9 protein-coding genes are annotated in these 17,840 nt (G+C 67.4%); 5 read left to right on the top strand and 4 right to left on the bottom strand.

The genetic code is table 11. The features are described from left to right. Nucleotides 1–74: 74 nt before the first annotated feature. Genes ACO2Q4_RS13530 through ACO2Q4_RS13515 form a run of 4 tightly spaced genes read left to right on the top strand, consistent with a single transcriptional unit; the run spans nucleotide 75 to nucleotide 12,597 of the window. Nucleotides 75–6,359: a type I polyketide synthase gene (locus ACO2Q4_RS13530; RefSeq protein ID WP_423319865.1), complete on the top strand. Its 6,285-nt coding sequence runs from the start codon at nucleotides 75–77 to the stop codon at nucleotides 6,357–6,359. 12 nt (nucleotides 6,360–6,371) lie between these two features. Beyond that, a complete protein-coding gene (locus ACO2Q4_RS13525; protein WP_423319863.1) occupies nucleotides 6,372–7,358 on the top strand; it encodes a glycosyltransferase family 2 protein in 987 nt (328 codons plus the stop codon). Continuing rightward, nucleotides 7,355–11,980: a MupA/Atu3671 family FMN-dependent luciferase-like monooxygenase gene (locus tag ACO2Q4_RS13520; RefSeq protein WP_423319861.1), complete on the top strand. Its 4,626-nt coding sequence runs from the start codon at nucleotides 7,355–7,357 to the stop codon at nucleotides 11,978–11,980. Before ACO2Q4_RS13525 ends, ACO2Q4_RS13520 begins: the two co-directional genes overlap by 4 nt. Further along, complete coding sequence (locus ACO2Q4_RS13515; RefSeq protein ID WP_423319859.1) at nucleotides 11,977–12,597, top strand: 4'-phosphopantetheinyl transferase family protein; 621 nt, start codon at nucleotides 11,977–11,979, stop codon at nucleotides 12,595–12,597. The genes ACO2Q4_RS13520 and ACO2Q4_RS13515 overlap by 4 nt, the downstream gene beginning before the upstream one ends. On the opposite strand, the gene ACO2Q4_RS13510 is transcribed toward ACO2Q4_RS13515, so the two are convergent. From ACO2Q4_RS13510 to ACO2Q4_RS13495, 4 genes are all read right to left on the bottom strand, one after another. Next, complete coding sequence (locus ACO2Q4_RS13510; RefSeq protein ID WP_423319917.1) at nucleotides 12,578–13,783, bottom strand: glycosyltransferase; 1,206 nt, start codon at nucleotides 13,781–13,783, stop codon at nucleotides 12,578–12,580. The genes ACO2Q4_RS13515 and ACO2Q4_RS13510 overlap by 20 nt on opposite strands. A 409-nt stretch (nucleotides 13,784–14,192) precedes the next feature. Beyond that, nucleotides 14,193–14,846, bottom strand: a complete 654-nt coding sequence (locus tag ACO2Q4_RS13505; RefSeq protein ID WP_311757495.1) for a sugar transferase — start codon at nucleotides 14,844–14,846, stop codon at nucleotides 14,193–14,195. A 310-nt stretch (nucleotides 14,847–15,156) separates the two neighbouring features. After that, complete coding sequence (locus ACO2Q4_RS13500) at nucleotides 15,157–15,984, bottom strand: glycosyltransferase (RefSeq protein ID WP_423319857.1); 828 nt, start codon at nucleotides 15,982–15,984, stop codon at nucleotides 15,157–15,159. Beyond that, entirely contained in the window at nucleotides 15,981–17,003 is a 1,023-nt protein-coding gene (locus ACO2Q4_RS13495) for a glycosyltransferase (protein WP_423319855.1), read from the bottom strand. The genes ACO2Q4_RS13500 and ACO2Q4_RS13495 overlap by 4 nt, the downstream gene beginning before the upstream one ends. A gap of 93 nt (nucleotides 17,004–17,096) precedes the next feature. Between ACO2Q4_RS13495 and ACO2Q4_RS13490 the strand changes: the two genes are divergently transcribed. Next, nucleotides 17,097–17,834: a chromosome partitioning protein gene (locus ACO2Q4_RS13490; RefSeq protein ID WP_311757492.1), complete on the top strand. Its 738-nt coding sequence runs from the start codon at nucleotides 17,097–17,099 to the stop codon at nucleotides 17,832–17,834. Nucleotides 17,835–17,840: the final 6 nt, after the last annotated feature.

Raw genomic sequence — 17,840 nt, 5'->3', positions numbered from 1 at the left:
TATTCCGAATACGCGCATCAGTTGTTTAGTGTCGGTCGCAGGAAATCTGCGGACCGTAGTTTTTTGAAGGATGCATGGCCTTGGATCAAAGCCAGGTGTTGGATAACGATATTGCCATCGTCGGGATGGCCGCGCAGTTGCCAGGGGCGGCCAATGTCGCCGAATACTGGGACAACCTTTGTCGGGGCGTGGAATCGATCCAGCGCGTGTCCCAGGCCGACCTGATCTCGCGCGGAGAGGCGAGGAGCAGGCTTTCCGATCCGAACTATGTTCCTGCTGCCGCCATCCTGGACCAGTTCGACGAATTCGATGCCGAGTTCTTCGGGCTTTCGCCCAAGGAAGCGGCGATCATGGACCCCCAGCACCGCAAGTTCCTTGAGACCTGCTGGCACGCGCTTGAGGACGCGGCCCATGTCCCCGAGGAATTCCGCCGCCCGATCGGCGTCTGGGCGGGCTGCGGCATGGGCAGCTATTTCTACTGGAACGTCTGCTCGAACCGCGATCTGGTCGATGGGGTCGGGCATTTCCTGCTGCGCCATACCGGCAATGACAAGGACTTCCTGTCGACCCGCGCAAGCCATGTCCTTGACCTGACGGGACCCAGCGTCAACGTGCAGACGGCCTGCTCGACCTCGCTGGTCGCGATCCACATGGCCTGCCAGTCCCTGCAAAGCGGGGAATGCGACATGGCGCTGGCGGGCGGCGTCACGATCGAGATGCCGCATGGCCTGGGCTATCTCTACAAGGAGAACGAGATCCTGTCGCCGGACGGGCATTGCCACGCCTTTGACCACCGCGCTCAGGGCACCGTCTTTGGCAGCGGTGCGGCGGTCGTGGTTCTGCGCCGGCTGAAGGACGCGATTGCCGATGGCGATCATGTCTGGGCGGTCATCAAGGGATCGGCGATCAACAACGACGGCGCGGCCAAGGCGGGCTATCTGGCCCCCAGCGTCGAAGGGCAGGCCCAGGCCATTGCCGAGGCGCTGGTCATGTCGGGCGTCGCCTCGGACGGGATCGGCTATGTCGAGTGCCACGGCACCGGCACGGCGCTTGGCGACCCGATCGAGGTTGCGGCGCTGAATCAGGCCTATGCACGGGTCTCGGACGGGACGCGCCAGGGGCCTTGCCACATCGGCTCGGTCAAGACGAATATCGGGCATCTCGATACGGCGGCGGGCAGCGCGGGGCTGATCAAGACCGCGTTGGCCCTGCATCACGGCCGGATTCCCGCCAGCCTTGGATATGAAAGCGCGAACCCCGCTATCGATTTTGCCGGTGGGCCGTTCCGGGTCAATGACCGCCTGGGCGACTGGCCCTTGCCGGGTCTGCGCCGCGCTGGCGTCAACTCGCTGGGCGTGGGCGGGACCAATGCCCATGTGGTGCTGCAGGAACCACCCGCCCTGTCCGCGGCGGCGGAATCCGACTGGCCCTTCCACATCATCGCCGTTTCCGGGCGCAGCAAGGCGGCGCTGGATGCGAACGCGGCGGCGCTGGCGCAATGGCTGCGCGCCAATCCGGGCGTGGACATGGCCGACCTGTCCTTTACCCTGACGCAGGGCCGCCGCCAGTTCGACCGTCGCCGGGTGCTGGTCGCCCATGATGCGGCCGAGGCGGCCGGCCTGCTGGAGGGGCTGGACCCCCGTCTGGTCTTTGACCACCAGCCCGTGGCCGCGGGGGCATCGGCGGTCTTCATGCTGCCGGGCGGCGGTGCGCAATACGCGGGCATGGCGCGAGGCCTTTACGAAACCGAACCGGTCTTCCGCGAATGGATGGACCGGGGGCTGGACCACATGGCCAGCGCGCATGGAACCGACCTGCGCGCGCTGTGGCTGCCCGAGCCCGGGGCCGAGGCCGAGGCGGACCGCCGCCTGCTTCAGCCCTCGCTGCAATTGCCGCTGCTGATGATCACCGAATATGCGCTGGCGCAGCTTTGGATCGGCTGGGGCGTCCATCCCTCGGCCCTGATCGGCCATTCCATGGGCGAGAATACCGCCGCCTGCATCGCGGGCGTGATGTCCTTTGAAGATTGCATCGGGCTTGTTCGCCTGCGCGGCCTGCTGTTCGACCGTGTCCCGGCGGGCGGAATGCTGAGCGTGCCGCTGCCGCCCGAAGAATTCGCCGAGGAACTGGGCCAACTGGACCTTGCCGCGGTGAACGGGCCGGGGCTGTCCGTTGTGTCCGGACCGGATGCGGCGCTTGACGCCTTTGCCGCCCGCATGAGCGCACGAGAGATCGAATGCCAGCGCATCGCCATCTCGATCGCCGCGCATTCGCGGATGCTTGATGGCATCCTGGATGAATTCCGCGCCTATCTGGCCTCGATCCGGCTAAGCGCACCGCAGATCCCGATCATTTCGAACCGCAGCGGCCAGCCCCTGACGGATGCCGAGGCGACCAGCCCCGATTATTGGGTCGCGCACTTGCGCGGGACTGTCCGCTTTGCCGACGGGATCTCGCATCTGGCGCAGGACCCCGACCGGATCTTCCTTGAGGTCGGGCCGGGTCGCGCGATGCAGGCCATGACCAAGGCCCATCCGGCCGTCAACGCGAACCAGGTGATCTCGGCTCTGCGCCACCGCGACCACCAGACGGGCGACGACACGTTCTTCATGGCGGCGCTGGCGCGGGTCTGGGCCTGTGGCGGCGCGATCGACTGGGACCAGATCTGGGGGGACGCGCAGCGCAGGCGGCTTTCGCTGCCGGGCTATGCCTTCCAACGCAAACGCTATTTCATCGAGCGTTCGGCCCATGCCGCGACCGAGGCCGAGGCTGAACTGGCGCGTCTGGACGAGCCTGCGGAATGGGGCTGGCGCCCGGCGTGGAAGCTGGCCTCGCCAGCGCTGGAGATCGGCCCCGACGGACCGGTGGTCAGCGGCACCCGCAACTGGCTGCTTCTGTCGGACGAACTGGGTATCGGTGACCGGCTGGCCGCGCTGCTGCGGGGCAGGGGCCAGCGCGTCGCGACGGTCCAGATCGCGGATACCTTTGCCGACAAGGGCGATGCTCGCTTCACCCTGCCGCTGGAATCGGACCGCGAAGATTACGAGATGCTGCTGTCGGCGCTGGCGGCGCAGGACATGCGGCCCGACCGCATCCTGCACCTGTGGTCGCTGACGCAAGGCGCACAGTTCCGCGCCGGTTCGAACCTGCTGAACAGCCGGCTTGAACGTGGTTACTTCAGCCTGCTTCATCTGGCGCAGGCGATCGGCGCGGAAATGCCCGATGCGCGGCTGGACCTGATCGCGATCTGCAACGACGCCCTGCGCGTGGCGGCCGAGGCTGCGCCCGCACCCGAAAAGGCGACCGCCGCCGGTCCCGTCCGCGTGCTGCCGCATGAGATGCCGGGGGTGTCGGCACGGCTGGTCGATATCCGCCTGCCCGAGCGTCCCAACCCCGACGCAGTCGCCGCCACGCTGCTGGAGGAGGCCCTGGCCCCGGCCGGTGCGCCAATCGCCGCATGGCGCGATGGCAGACGCTTCGTCCAGTCGCTGGAGCCGGTGCTGCTGCCTGATGACGGTTTGCAGGGTATCCCCTCGGGTTCGGTCTGCCTGATCACCGGCGGCTTCGGCGGGATCGGCCAGGCCATCGCGCGCGAACTTGCGGGCCGTGGCGGGGCAAGGCTGGCGCTGACGACCCGCGGCAGCCTTGAGGCAGGGCCGGTCATCGCCGCGATCCGCAAGCTTGAGGCGATGGGGGCCGAGGTGATCGCGCTTCGCGCCGATGTCACCAGCCCCGAGGACATGGCCCGCGCCATTGCGGGCACCCGCGATCGTTTCGGTGCGCTGGACGTGGTCCTTCATGCGGCGGGCGTTGTCCGTGACAGCCTGATCGCGGCGAAGACCGACGATGAAAGCTGGGATGTGCTGGCGCCGAAACTGCTGGGCACGCGCGCGCTGGTCGAGGCATTGGCTGCCGATCCGGTTCGGCTGACGGTGCTGTTCGCATCGACATCTTCCGTCATCGCCCCGGCGGGTCAGGCCGATTATGTCGCGGCGAACGAATATCTGAACGCGGTCGCGCGCGCCGCCCCTGCGGGGTTGGGTCGCGTGGTTGCCGTGAACTGGGGCGTCTGGGCCGATACCGGCATGGCCGCCCGCGCGCTCGGGATCGAGGATGCGGTCGCCGCCGGACCCCCGGTCGACCGGCCGCTTGTCGATCAGACCATGCCCATGCCCGGCGGGCGCGAGTTCCGCACGGCCCTGTCGATGGACCACTGGATCATTGGCGGCCACAAGACCGCCGCGGGCCAGGCCCTGATGCCCGGCACCGGCTGGATCGAACTGATCGCCGAAGCCGCGCTGGAATCCGGCATGAGCCTGCCGCTGGAAATCCGCGATCTGGAGTTCCAGCGCCCGGTGCTGGTCGCCGATACCGCGTTGGTGACGACGCGACTGGACCCGCGCGGCGATGCCTTCGGGGTCGAGATCCTTGACGATCCGCAGGGCAGCGCGAATGTCCGCGCCCAGGTCGCCCCGCTGGACGACCCAGCAGAGCCGGCGCGGCTGGTGGTCTCGGGCCCCTGGGACGTGGACGGGCAGGGGCAGGCGCTGCCTTCGGCACAAGAGGGGCAGATGGATTTCGGCCCGCGCTGGAAGGTGCTGCGCCGCTATCGCATCGCCGCGGACGAAGGCGTGGCCGAGCTGTCGCTTTCCCCCGAATTCGCGGCCGAGGCCGGGCAGGGCTGGTTGGTCCATCCCGCGCTTCTGGACATCGCGACCGGTTGGGCGATGGCGCTGATCCGGGGCTGGTCGCCCGATCACCTGTGGGTGCCGATGGGTTATGGCGCGATCCGCATACATCGCCCGCTTCCGGCTCAGGTCGTCAGCCGCATCCGCAACGCCGCCGAAAACAGCGATGCGCTGGGAATGGCGCAGTTCGACATCACCCTGGCCGCGCCCGACGGCACGGTCGCGGTCGAGATCCGGGGCTTTGCCCTGCGCAAGCTGACCGCCGCGCTTTCGGCGACGCCACGCACGCGCGTCCAGCCCACGCGCAGCATGTCCCCGGCCGAGCGTCGCTTGCACCACAATATCAGCCAGGGCATTCCCGGCGCGATCGGCCCGGCGATGCTGTCCCGCGCGATCTCGACGGGACTGGCACAGGTCTATGTCTCGTCGCTGGATCTTCCGGCGCTGATCGCCGAGGCGGGGGTGACGCAGGATGCAGCCCCTTCCGAAGGCGGCTTCGAGCGGCCGGATCTGGACAGCGATTTCGTGGAACCGACGCCGGGCGTGCAGGCCGAGCTTGCCGCGATCTGGTCCGAGCTTCTGGGCATCGCGCAGGTCGGGGCGGCGGACAGCTTCTTCGATCTGGGCGGGCATTCCCTGATCGCGGTCCGCATGTTCGGTCAGGTTCGCAAGGGCTTCGGGGTGGACCTGCCGATTTCGACCTTGTTCAAGGCGCCGACCATTGCCGAACTGGCCGCGCTGATCGAGCAACGCACCGGCCCGCGCGAGATCGCGGCCGCCGACAATGTCCGTGCGCTGCCCACGGCCGAGCGGCCGTCCCGCCGCTTTCTGGTCGACATGGGCGGACGCGGCGAAGGCGCGCCCTTCTTCATGGTCGCGGGCATGTTCGGCAACGTCATGAACCTGCGGCAGCTTGCGCAGCGGCTGGGTGCGGACCGGCGCTTCTATGGCCTGCAGGCTCGCGGGCTTTTGGGCGAGGATGAACCCCATCCCGGCTTTGCCGAGGCCGCCCGCGACTACATCGCCGAGATTCGTGAAGTGCAGCCACAAGGACCCTATCTGCTTGGCGGATTCTCGGGCGGCGGGCTGACGGCCTATGAAATGGCCCGCCAATTGCGCGCCGAGGGCGAGGAGGTCGCGATGCTCGTGATGCTCGACACGCCCTTGCCCCTGCGCGAGCCGCTGTCGCGCAAGGACCGGCTGATGATCCGCCTGGGCGAGATGCGCGAAGGCGGTGCGGGCTTTGTGCGCCAATGGATCGGCGACCGCATCCGCTATGAGATCGGCAAGCGGCGCCGATCGCAGGCGCTGGATGCCGGGGCGGTGGCCGATCAGGGCAGCTTCCACGATCTTGCGATCGAGGCGGCCTTCCTGTCCTGGCTGCCGGGGATGACGGTCACGTCCTATGACGGGCCTGTTGCCATGTTCCGCCCGCCGCTGGATCCGCGCTGGAAGGTCTCGGCCGGACGGTTCGTGACTGCTGCCCGGACCTATATGCTGGACGACAACGGCTGGAGCCCCTGGATGCCGCGCCTGCGCGTCGTCGAGGTGCCGGGAGATCACGACTCGATGGTGCTTGAGCCCAATGTGCGCCGCATGGCCAGCGTCCTGCGCGACATCCTGCTTGAAGCCGATGCGGACGCACCGGCGCGGGCGCGGGCGGCGGAATAGGGGGGACTGGTAATGGCGATCAATCCCTCGGTGCAGGTCGTCGTGCTGAACTGGCGCACCCCGGACATGTCGCTGGTCGCAGCCGAAGCCGCCCTGCGCGAGATCGAAGGGCTGGATGGCGGCGTCACCATCGTCGACAATGGTTCGGACGACGGCTCGTTCGAAAAGATGCAGACCGAGGCCGAGGCGCGGGGCTGGCTTGCCGATGGCCGTGTCGCGGTGCTGCAATCGGGCTGGAACGGTGGCTTCGGGGCCGGGAACAACCACGGCATCCGCCAGGGATTGCCGGACGGGCGCCGCCCCGACCTGGTCTATCTGCTGAATTCGGACGCGATCCCGCAGCCCGGCGCGATCCGCGTGCTGCGCGATTATCTGGTCGCTCATCCCGCAGTCGGGCTTGCCTGTTCGCGATTGCGCGGCACCGATGGCGCGCCGCACCTGACCGCCTTCCGCTTTCCCTCGGCTGCGGGAGAGTTCGAGGCGGCCAGCCGCTCGGGTCCGGTGACGCGGCTTTTGCGGGACAAGGTCGTGGCCATGCCGCAGCCCCCGATCTCGGGGCGGGTGGACTGGTCGGCGGGGGCCTCGATGATGATCCGCAGCGAGGTGCTGGATCGCATCGGCCTGTTCGACGAGGGGTTCTTTCTTTACTTCGAGGAAACGGACTTGTGCCGTCGCGCCGCGATGGCGGGCTGGGAAACCCATTACGTCGTGGAAAGCGAGGTCGAGCACATCGGCTCGGCCAGCACGGGGATGAAGACCTGGAAGCGCGCACCGGATTATTGGTACGATTCCCGTCGGCGCTATTTCGAAAAGCATCATGGCCGCGGCGGCGCGCTTTGGGCCACCGCGGCGGTTTTGGGCGGCTCGGCATTGTGGGGTCTGCGCTGCCTGCTGCAGCGGCGGCGGACCGAGCTGCCGCCCGGACATTTGTCGCATTTGACGCGGCACGCGCTGCGCCGCCAACCATTGCCTGTTCATGTCGATAAGGGTCAACCATGACGCAGTTTTCCGCGATTCTGGTCGGTAACGAACTTCTCATGCGCCACGCGGCCGAGACGCTGTTGGGGCGCGGTCACCGCGTCGTCGCGGTGGTGACGCGCAATCCCGAATTGCAGGCCTGGGCGCAGGGTGCGGGCCTGCCGGTCGAGGATCAGGACGCGCCCCTTGCCGAAGGGGCGCCGGTGGCGGACTGGCTTTTCAGCGTCGCGAACCTTTCGATTCTCAGCCGCGCGATGCTGGCGCGGGGCCAGCGCGGCGCGATCAACTTTCACGACGGTCCGCTGCCGCGGCTGGCCGGGCTGAACGCGCCGGTCTGGGCGATCCACGCGGGCGCTTCGCAACATGGCGTGACCTGGCACATGATCGAAGGTGGCGTCGACGAAGGCGATATCCTTGCGCAGCGCCTGTTCGACCTGCGCGAGGATGACACTGCCCTGACGCTGAACGCCCGCTGCTTTGCCCGCGGGGCGGAAAGCTTTGCGGATGTGGTCGACCAGCTTGAGGGCGCGGGCCCGCAGCGCCAGCGACAGGATCTGTCCCAACGCAGCTACATGGCGCGCGACAAGCGCCCCGATGCGGCGGGGGTCATCGATTTCGCGCGTCCGGCGGCGCAGATTGGTGCGCTGGTCCGGGCGCTTGACCACGGCGGATACTGGAACCCGCTGACCGAAGCGAAAATCCGGCTGGCGGATGGATCCTTGCGTCCGGTGGTGGGCTTCGCAGGCATTGGTGCCGCATCCGCCGCACCGGGAACGGTGCTGGCCCTTGACGGCGACACCGTGACCATTGCCGCCGCGGATGGTGCGGTCAGCCTGCATGTGCGGGGCGAATTGCCGCCTTTGGGCACGGTGCTGCCCGCCTTGACGGCTGAAGATGGCGCAAACCTTGCTGCGCTGGCCGATGCCGCGGCCCCGCATGACGGCTGGTGGCGCAGGCGGCTTGCCGCGATGAACCCGGCCGTCCTGCCGGGCGAAGGGTCGGGTCAGGTGGCGCGCATCGACTTGATCCCTGGTGCCGGTCCTGATCGCGTGGCGTTGGCGGCCGCCTTGCTGGCGCGGCTTGTCGCCCAGTCGCAATTCGACCTGGCGCTGCGTCCGGTCGGCTTGCCGCAGGATGCGATCGTCGCGGGCTGGCAGCCGCTGGCGATCGACGCGCAGGCGGGAATGACGCTGGCAGAGCTTGCCGCCGGGATCGAGGCTCAGCTGGCCGAAGCTGCGGCGCATCGCCACTTCATGTCGGATCTTGTCCATCGCGCACCCGAATTGCGCGATGCCGCCCGGCCCGATCTGGCGATCAACCTGTCCGAAATCGCCCCGGTTGGGGAAGCGGGCCTGACGGTGGCGCTGACCCCTTCGGGCGCGGCGCTGCTGCATGATCCGGCGCGGGTCAGTGCCGCGCAGGCGCAGCGGGTCGCGCGCGCGCTGGATGCGGGTCTTGCCATGTCGGGCAGCACAAGCCTGTCCGAACTGTCGCTGCTGGACCCGGCGGAGCGCGATGACCTGCTGATCGCCCGCAATGACACCGCCGTCCCGCTTGATCCGGCCTGCATCCATGAGCTGATCGCGCAATTGGCCACGCAGGATCCCGATGCCATCGCGCTGGCCTTCGAGGATCGGACGCTGACGCGCGCCGAACTTGACCGTGCCGCGACCGCTTTGGCAGGGCAGCTGGCCGGCATGGGCGTGGGCCCGGACCAGCCGGTCGGTCTGTTCGCCCGCCGCTCGCCCGAGCTGGTGATCGGGGCGCTGGCGATCTGGAAGGCGGGCGGGGCCTATGTGCCGCTTGACCCCGACTATCCGGCGGACCGGATCGCGCTTTACCTGCAGGACAGCGGCGCGCAGGTCGTTCTGGTGCAGGAGGGGCTGGGCGACCGTTTGCCCCCGCATGGGGCGCGCGCGGTTCCCATCGCCTCGGAGGTGCCGGCTGTCGCGGCGCAGCCGCCCACATCACCAGTGACGCCCGCGAACCTTGCCTATCTGATCTATACCTCCGGTTCGACCGGGCGGCCCAAGGGGGTCATGGTCGAGCATCGCAACGTCGCCAATTTCTTCGTGGGCATGGATGCGGTCATTCCCCATCGTCCCGGCGACACCTGGCTGGCGGTGACCAGCCTGTCCTTTGACATCTCGGTGCTGGAAATCTTCTGGTCGCTCGCCCGCGGGCTGCGGCTGGTCATCGCGGGCGAAGAGTCGCGGCTGGCCGTGTCGGGCAATGCGCCTGCCATGACGCGGCGCGATGTGACCGGGGGGATGGAATTCAGCCTGTTCTATTGGGGCAATGACGACGGGCCGGGGCCGCAAAAATACCAGCTTCTGCTGGACGGTGCACGCTTTGCCGACCAGAACGGCTTTGTCGCGCTGTGGACTCCCGAACGCCATTTCCACGCCTTTGGCGGCCCCTATCCGAACCCCGCAGTGTCCGGCGCGGCGGTCGCGGCGGTGACAAAGAACATCGCCGTACGCGCCGGAAGCTGCGTTCTGCCGTTGCACCACCCGGCCCGCGTGGCCGAGGAATGGGCGGTCATCGACAACCTGACCGGCGGTCGCGCGGGACTGGCCATCGCCTCGGGCTGGCAGCCGGACGATTTCGTGCTGCGCCCGGAAAACGCGCCTCCGAACAACAAGACGGCGATGATTGCGGGCATCGACCAGTTGCGCCGCCTGTGGCGGGGCGAGACGGTCGAGTTTCCGCGCGCGGGAGGCGGCAGCTTCGGCGTCGTGACGCAGCCGCGCCCGGTGCAGCGCGAATTGCCGCTGTGGATGACCGTCGCCGGCAACCCCGACACCTGGATCGAGGCGGGTCGGCTTGGCATGAACGTCCTGACCCATCTGCTGGGCCAAAGCATCGACACGGTTGCCGCGCGGATCGCCGATTATCACGCCGCCCTGCGAGAGGCGGGGCATGACCCGGCGGATTTCACCGTCACGCTGATGCTGCATACCTGTCTGGCCGCCGACCGCGAAACCGCGCGGGAAATCGCGCGCGAGCCGATGAAGAACTATCTGCGCAGCGCGGCGGCGCTGGTCAAGCAATACGCCTGGGACTTCCCGGCCTTCCGCCGCCCCGCCGGCATGACCAACCCGATGGCGATCGATCTTGGCAGCCTGTCCGAGGAAGAGCTGGACGGCATCCTTGAATTCGCCTTCCTGCGCTATTTCGAGGATTCCGGCCTGTTCGGCTCGGTCCAGGACGGGGTTGAACGGATCGAGCATTTGAAGGCGATCGGCGTGGGCGAAGTGGCCTGCCTGATCGATTTCGGCATCGCGCCCGACCAGGTCACCGCCTTCTTCCCGCTGCTGGCAGAGTTGCGTGCTGCCGTGAACCCTCAGGTCGCCGAACCGGATGCGGGCGATTTCTCGATCGCCGCGCAGATCCGGCGCTGGCGGGTGACGCATCTGCAATGCACCCCAAGCATGGGACGGATTTTGGTTTCGGATCCCGAGGTCGCCTCGGCGCTGGCGGGGCTGACCTGCGTGATGCTGGGGGGCGAGGCGCTGCCGCCCGCCTTGCTGGCGGATCTGCGCAGGGCAACACGCGCCCGGATTCTGAACATGTATGGCCCGACCGAAACCACGATCTGGTCGACGGTCGCCGACGTGACCGACGCGGCCGAGATCACGCTGGGCCGTCCCATCGCGAATACCCAACTTTACGTCCTGGACGCCGAAGGGGCGCCGGTTCCACCGGGCGCGCAGGGCGAGTTGTGGATCGGCGGTCACGGCGTCGCCCGCGGCTATTGGCAGCGCGAGGATCTGACCGGCGCGGCTTTCCGCCCGGACCCCTTCGTTCCGACCGGGCGCGCCGCGCCCTGGGGCGGGCGGATGTATCGCACCGGCGACCTTGTGCGCTGGCGTGACGATGGCGGGCTGGATTACATCGGTCGCGCCGACCATCAGGTCAAGCTGCGCGGCTTCCGCATCGAACTGGGCGAGATCGAGGCCGCATTGGGCCAGCAGCCCGGCGTGCGCGAGGTCGTGGCGCTGGTGCGCGAGGATGCGCCCGGCGACAAGCGGCTGGTCGCCTATGTCACCGGTCCGGTCGAGTTTTCGGAAGCAGGGCTGCGCGAGGCGCTGGTCACCCATCTGCCTGCGCATATGGTTCCGGGGCGGATCCTGCGGCTTGACCGGATGCCCCTGACCCCGAACCGCAAGATCGACCGCAAGCAATTGCCCCCGCCTGGGGCGGTGGCCGCGCCCGTGCCCCATGCGACGCCCGCGCCCGCGCCGGTGACGCCCGCTGCCGCGGGGGTCGATCGCTCGCCCGAGGTTCAGGCGATCTGGGCCGAGGTTCTGGGCGTGGCCCAGATCGCGCCGCGCGACAACTTCTTCGCACTTGGTGGCCATTCGCTGCTGGCGATCCAGTTGCACCGCACGCTGCGCGACCGGCTGGCCCTGCCACGGCTGGGGGTGACGGATATCTTCCGCTTCCCGGTGCTGGCGGATTTCCTGCGGCACGTGGCAGGCCTTGCGCCATCTGCCGCGGTTCCGGGTCCTGCGACAGTCCCGAATCCGCCCGAGGCCGCGTCGGCAGCCGCCGCCCCGGTCGATCCGGCCGCGGCACCCGCCAGCGATGCGATGGCCCGGCGGCGGGCGCTGCGGGCCGAATTGCGCGGCGGTCGATGATCCAGCCGCAGGCGCTGGAGGATCTGGCGCGCAGCCTGATGCCACCCGGCTATGGCTGCGCGGTTCTGCCCTTGACCGCGGTTCCCCAGCCTTTGGCCCCCGCCGAGGAGCAGGCGGTCCTGCGTGCCGTCCCGAAGCGCCGGCGCGAATTTGCGCTGGGGCGCATGGTCCTGCGACAGGCAATCGCCCAGGCGGGGCATGTCCTGTCCCACCAGCAGCCGATTGCCATGCGCCCGGATCGACGTCCGGACCTGCCGCCCGGCATCCGCGCCAGCTTGTCCCATGGCGGGGAATATTGCGTGGCCATCGCCGCTCCACCCGGTGGTCCTTGGGTCGGTGTCGACGTCGAGACGATGCACCGCACGCCGCCCCCCGGACTGGCCGAGGTCGTTGCGCCCTTTCGCAGCGATTGCGGTGATCCACTGCTGGCCTTTTGCGTGAAAGAGGCGATGTTCAAGGCCCAGTTCCCATTGACGGGGCGTCTGCTTGATTTCAGCGAGGTTCCTGCCGTGATCCGGCGGGGCAGGGTGCGCGCCTGCCTGGGCGACCGGCTGATCGGAGCGCGCTGGGGGCGCACCGCCGGTCATTATCTGGCCGTCAGCTTGTGGCCTGGGTGAACAATTCGATCAACTGCCGCGCCGAATCGCGGATGTCATGTCGCGCCGCGACGCGCGCGCGTGCGGATTGCCCCATCCGTTCCAGCGTTTCGGGAGAGGCCGCTGCAGCATCCAGCATCGCATCAGCCAGCGCCGAAGCATCGCCCGCAGGAACAAGCCACCCCTCCTGTCCGGACCGGACCAGTTCGGGGATGCCCGCGATATAGGTCGAGATGATGGGACGTGCGCGGGCCATCGCCTCCATGATGACCACGGGCAGTCCTTCGGCAAAGCTGGGGGTGACCAGCGCATGGGCGGAATCGACCGCTGCCCGGACACCCGCCTGATCCTGCCAGCCGAGCAGGCGGACGGAATTGCCCATCCCGTGCTGGGCGATGGCGCTTTCGATCATGCCGCGCAACTCTCCGTCGCCGACAAGTGACAGGCGAATCTGGGGATTGGCGTCCAATGCCTGAGCAAAGGCGCGGATCAGCAGGCCGAACCCCTTCTGCTCGGCAAAGCGGCCCACCGCGACCAGGTGCAGGGGGCCCTCAGGCAAGGGGGGCGGATCATCGGAACGATCCAGATCCAGACCACAATGGACGACGTGAAGCTTGTCGAGGTCCTGGGGCGCCGCCCAACGCAGCATCTGCGCCCGGCCAAAGCTGCTGACGGTGGCGCAAAATCGCGACATGGCCAGCTTGCCGCCAAGATCCAGCGCGGCGGCGTTGTCGAATTCCTCGGGCCCGTGGATGGTAAGGCTGAATCCCGGCCCGCCCAGAAGATGGGCATAGGTCGCCACCCGCGCCGAGTTTGTGGCGAAATGGACATGGATGTGGTCAAGTTCCAGCTCTCGCGCACGGCGGGCGATCCGTGCCCCTTCGGCCAGATAGATGAGTTGCCGGGCAAGGCTGGATTCCCCGGCCGCCACACGGCTGCGGACCAAGGCAAGCACGCGCCCGGCCTTGCGCCAATCCGCCGCCATTCCCGCGATCATGCCGGTCAGCAGCCGCGATCCGCCGATTTCCAGGACACGCTCGGTCCGCTCATGTTCGGCACGGTCCTTTGCGTCTGCAAGGGCATCCGGGTCGCCCCGCATGGCGAAACGGTGGATATGAAGACCCTCGGCCTCCAGCGCCGCAATCTCGCGCCGGATGAAGCTGTGCGAGGGGCGGGGATAGGTGTTGACGAGATAACCGATTCGCAGCGTCTTGGCCTTTTTCAAACTCAGTTCCGCAAGCTGGATGGTGCCATGTTACCTTTTGGGCCGGATTGCGCCTATCATTACGCTTAGTTGAGCGAAATTGATCCTTTCATCCGCTGCGGTGGAATAAAAGCTTGGCGATTCTCCGATCAATTGGGAGTATTGGTATTGTAGAGCCCAGAGCAAGTGGAGGTTGAGCTGAGCGGAGTGCTAGCCATTGGAGTTGCAATTGCCGCGATCTGCACGATCGGCGGGACTGTTGTCCTTGGCCTGTCGTTCTGGTCGGCGCTGCTGCTTTATTCCCTCAGCGGCACCGCGGCGACCCTGTTCGTGGCATGGCGCAGATTTCGCTGCGCAGAATTGAACGAAAAGCGCGTGAGCCACGGCTGACGCGCTTTTCTGTTGGTGCCGGTCAGTAGCCGGTGCAGCGCAGAACCACCCCGACCGTTTTCGTGATGATCGACAGATCGCCCCGCAGGCTCAACCCGGCGGCGTAATGCGCATCGAAAGTCGCCCGGGCGGCAAAGGTGCTGTCGTTGCGATCCGAGATTTGCCAGAGCCCGGTGACCCCCGGACGCAGGTAGTAGTAATCCGCGCCGGGATACAGCGGGGCCTGGTCCAGCATCATCGGACGCGGGCCGACGACGCTCATGTCGCCAAGCAGGACGTTCCACAGCTGCGGCAGTTCGTCCAGCGAGCTTTTGCGAAGGAAACGGCCAAAGCTGGTGATGCGCGGATCCTTCTTCAGCTTCTGGGTCGAGTCCCATTCCGCCTTGGCCTCCGCATCGGTGGCCAGATATTCGGCCAGACGCGCATCGGCATTCGGGACCATCGTGCGCAGTTTCCACAAGCGGAAGCTGCGGCCGGACTGGCCGACGCGCATCTGGGTATAGAAGGGCTTCCCGCCCTGGATCAGGATGACAAGGGCAAGGATGGTGACCACGGGAATGACGATCGGGGATGAAACCAGGATCGCCAGAAGGTCGAGCGGACGTTTTACGAAACGGGCGTAAAACGAGCGGGTTCCGATAGGTTCAACCGAGGTGCCTTGCAGATTCTGCAGCACCGATGAACAGGAATTCAAATCAGATGAAGAAAAGTCGACGGTGCGCTGCATTCGTTAACCTACTGTAATCGGTACAAGGGCACATTAAACGGGACACTGGCAGTATAGCCTTGCCTTTTAATAAAACTAGATCGAAACGCCGTCCTGCCCAAAAGGATAGGTTTATTGGAATCCAATGACTTGCGGCGCAATTTCGGACGCGGAAGCCGCTATCGGCTGCACAATGGCCCTTGGTTCGTGATTGCAGCCGGAAGTTGATGTGAACGCCGCGTGACGCCGCCGTAATTCCCAAGCCAAGTGATTCTTTGCGCTAACGTCCGCGCGCCCATTCCTGGTTGTTACGCCCCAGCCGCACCGCAAGGGCAACTGCCGCATAGGTTGCAAAACCGAATGGATCAGAAATGGCAAGGCGGGCGATTTCGGATCGGCCGGGGCGGGTATGACCCGCATGGGCCAGAAGTTCGGGATAGCGCTCAGCGATCTCGGCCACGCCCTTGTCCTGGCGGCGGCGGACGCGGACCAGCGGGCCGAAACCTTCGACGATGGGCCAATCGTAAGAGGCATCGACAAGGATACGTTCGGCTTCGTCGAATTGCAGCCGCACGAAAGTGTCGTCCGAAATGACCTGCGGAAACTCGCTCCAGCGGGCCCGGCCGGCGGGATTGACGGCAAACAGGCCCGCACCCGTGACGCCCTGCGCGACGAAGGGCAGCTTTTGCCAGAAGCGGGCATAGCGGCGCGAGACTGCGCTGCGCGCCGGGGCGACGACCAGCCGTCCGCCGGCATAGCGCGGCTGGGGAACGTCCAGCGCCCGGACCAGCCCCGATACCAGCCCGGGGGACAGGCGGATGTCGGCGTCAAGATAGATGCGGATTCCGGGCGCGGCGCAGGCGTCTCCGTGGTTCAGCGCGCCGATCTTGCCACCTTGGGCCAGTTCCTCGACTTGCAGGACCCAGCCCCGGGCGGCGAAATCGGGGATGCGGGTGCGCGCGCGGTCGGCGGTGTCGTCGCGGCATCCGTTCGCGATGACGATCACCTGCAGCGGGCCGGCATGGTCCTGCGACAGAAGGCCGGCAAGGCAGGCATCGATATAACCCGCCTCGTCATGCGCCGGGATCAGGACAGAGCACGCGTTCATTTGTATTCGATCAGCCCGGAACGCCGACCGACCAGTCGGCGGAGGTGGAATTCAATCACGCCCCGCGCCTCGGGGAACTTGGCGAGCAGGGTATATGCGGCGCGTGCCCAGCGGTCCCGTGGCAGCGGGTCGCGCAGCGCCATCCGCGCGATCTGCAACGGATAGGCCAGCAGCAAAAGCCAGGCCCAGGGTGTGAGCAAGGCGCAGGCCAGGATGATCAGCGGCAGGGCGACGCCCCAGAACAGCGGGCGCCGGGTCTCGCGCTTCCAGAAGCCCTCGGGCCCGGCGCGATGGCGCCACGAGACCTCGGCGAAAGCATGCCCCGACCGGCGCGCTCGCCGCGCCCATTGTGCGTGCCGCGTCATCGCGGCGTCATGGATGGTCATCGGCGCATCCAGCCGGCGGATGCCCCATCCGGCGCGCGCCAGGCGCAGGCACATCTCGGGCTCTTCCCCGGCGATCAGGCCGGGATCGAAGCCGCCGACTTCGCGGATCGCCGCGCCGCGCGCCAGCATGTCCCCACCGACCGCGCGTGCCGGACCGATGGGCGTGTTCCATTCCACGTCGCAGATGCGGTTATAGATCGACGCCTCGGGGTGCAGTTCGCGCCGCCGACCGGCAACGACGCCCAGTCGCGGTTCGGCCAGAAGCGCGGCAAGGCCATGCGCAATCCAGCCCGTCTCGACCTCGCAATCGCCATCGACGAATTGCAGGAAGGCGGCGTCCGGCGCGCGCGCCGCCCCGGCATTGCGGGCGCGGGCGGCGGTGAAGGGCATCGCCATGTCCAGTTGCACGACTTCGGCCCCCAGTTCGGCGGCGTGCAGGGCGCTGCCATCGGTCGACCCCGAATCGACATAGATGACGCGGTCAACCTGAGGCAGAAGCGAGCGCAGGCAGCGCATCAGCCGCTCGCCCTCGTTCCGGCCAATGGCGATGGCGACGACTTGCTGTGGCAGAACAGCCGCGCCGTTCTGGTTGTAATAGCCACCGGGGGGCGTGATTTCAGTTGTCGGGTTCATGAGCGGGACGTTAGCATGGCGCTGACGCCTTAGTCATCGGCCTCAGGGCAGGGTCTGGCGGGGATGATTTACCAGCGGCAGAGGGGCCACAGTTTGCAGGCCGAGACAGGAAAGACGCAGGACAGCCCGCAGACGCGGGCCATAGTCGCCCGCCCGCCCGGCCAGCACGTGTCCAGCAAGTTCATACGGCGCGAGGCTGCCCGCACCGCCGACGACGAAAAGCACGCCAAGGCCGAAGCCGCGCGCTTTAACCTGCTGCGCACCCGCGTCCTGCGCGAGATGCGCAAGCACCAGTGGCGGCGTCTGGCGGTGGTGCCGCTGACGCCCGGCGCAGGCGGCACCTTCGTCGCGGTGAACCTGGCAGTCGCCATGGCGCGCCAGAAGCATACCCAGGTGATGCTGATCGACCTTGACCTGGCCGATCCGCAGGTCTCGCGCCGGCTGGGGATCCCGGGCGCCGACAGCATGTCCGAGATGCTGCGCCAGAAGCGGTCCTTCGGGGACCTGCTCTCGATCGTGGATGAGGCGCCGAACCTGTCCGTCGTCGCGCCGGAATCCCCCGAGGCGGATGCGGCCGAGATTTTGCAGGATGCCGATTTCGCGGTGGCATTGAAAAGCTTCGCCGCCCATGCGCCGCAGGCGATCGAGATCATGGATGTCGCCGCGCTTCTGGGCGGGGACAGCGCGCTTGCGGCGCTGCCGCTGGCAGATGCGGTCCTGCTGATCGCGGATGGCCGCAAGGGAACCGCCGCGGACATGGCCGAGGCGACCCGACTCTTGCAGGACATGCCCCCGATCATGGGTGTCGTCCTGAACAAATCCGACGACTAGACGAGA

The sequence above is a fragment of the Paracoccus sp. KR1-242 genome (assembly GCF_049446195.1).
Taxonomy (GTDB): domain Bacteria; phylum Pseudomonadota; class Alphaproteobacteria; order Rhodobacterales; family Rhodobacteraceae; genus Paracoccus; species Paracoccus broussonetiae.
Note: the sequence above shows the minus strand (reverse complement) of the source record. Positions and strands in the feature narration are given on the sequence as shown.

Excerpts from the sequence above, each read along its gene's own strand:
- ACO2Q4_RS13530 (WP_423319865.1), top strand. The coding sequence starts at position 75 with ATGGCCTTGGATCAAAGCCAGGTGTTGGATAACGATATTGCCATCGTC.
- ACO2Q4_RS13525 (WP_423319863.1), top strand. The coding sequence starts at position 6,372 with ATGGCGATCAATCCCTCGGTGCAGGTCGTCGTGCTGAACTGGCGCACC.
- ACO2Q4_RS13520 (WP_423319861.1), top strand. The coding sequence starts at position 7,355 with ATGACGCAGTTTTCCGCGATTCTGGTCGGTAACGAACTTCTCATGCGC.
- ACO2Q4_RS13515 (WP_423319859.1), top strand. The coding sequence starts at position 11,977 with ATGATCCAGCCGCAGGCGCTGGAGGATCTGGCGCGCAGCCTGATGCCA.
- ACO2Q4_RS13500 (WP_423319857.1), bottom strand. The coding sequence starts at position 15,984 with ATGAACGCGTGCTCTGTCCTGATCCCGGCGCATGACGAGGCGGGTTAT.
- ACO2Q4_RS13495 (WP_423319855.1), bottom strand. The coding sequence starts at position 17,003 with ATGAACCCGACAACTGAAATCACGCCCCCCGGTGGCTATTACAACCAG.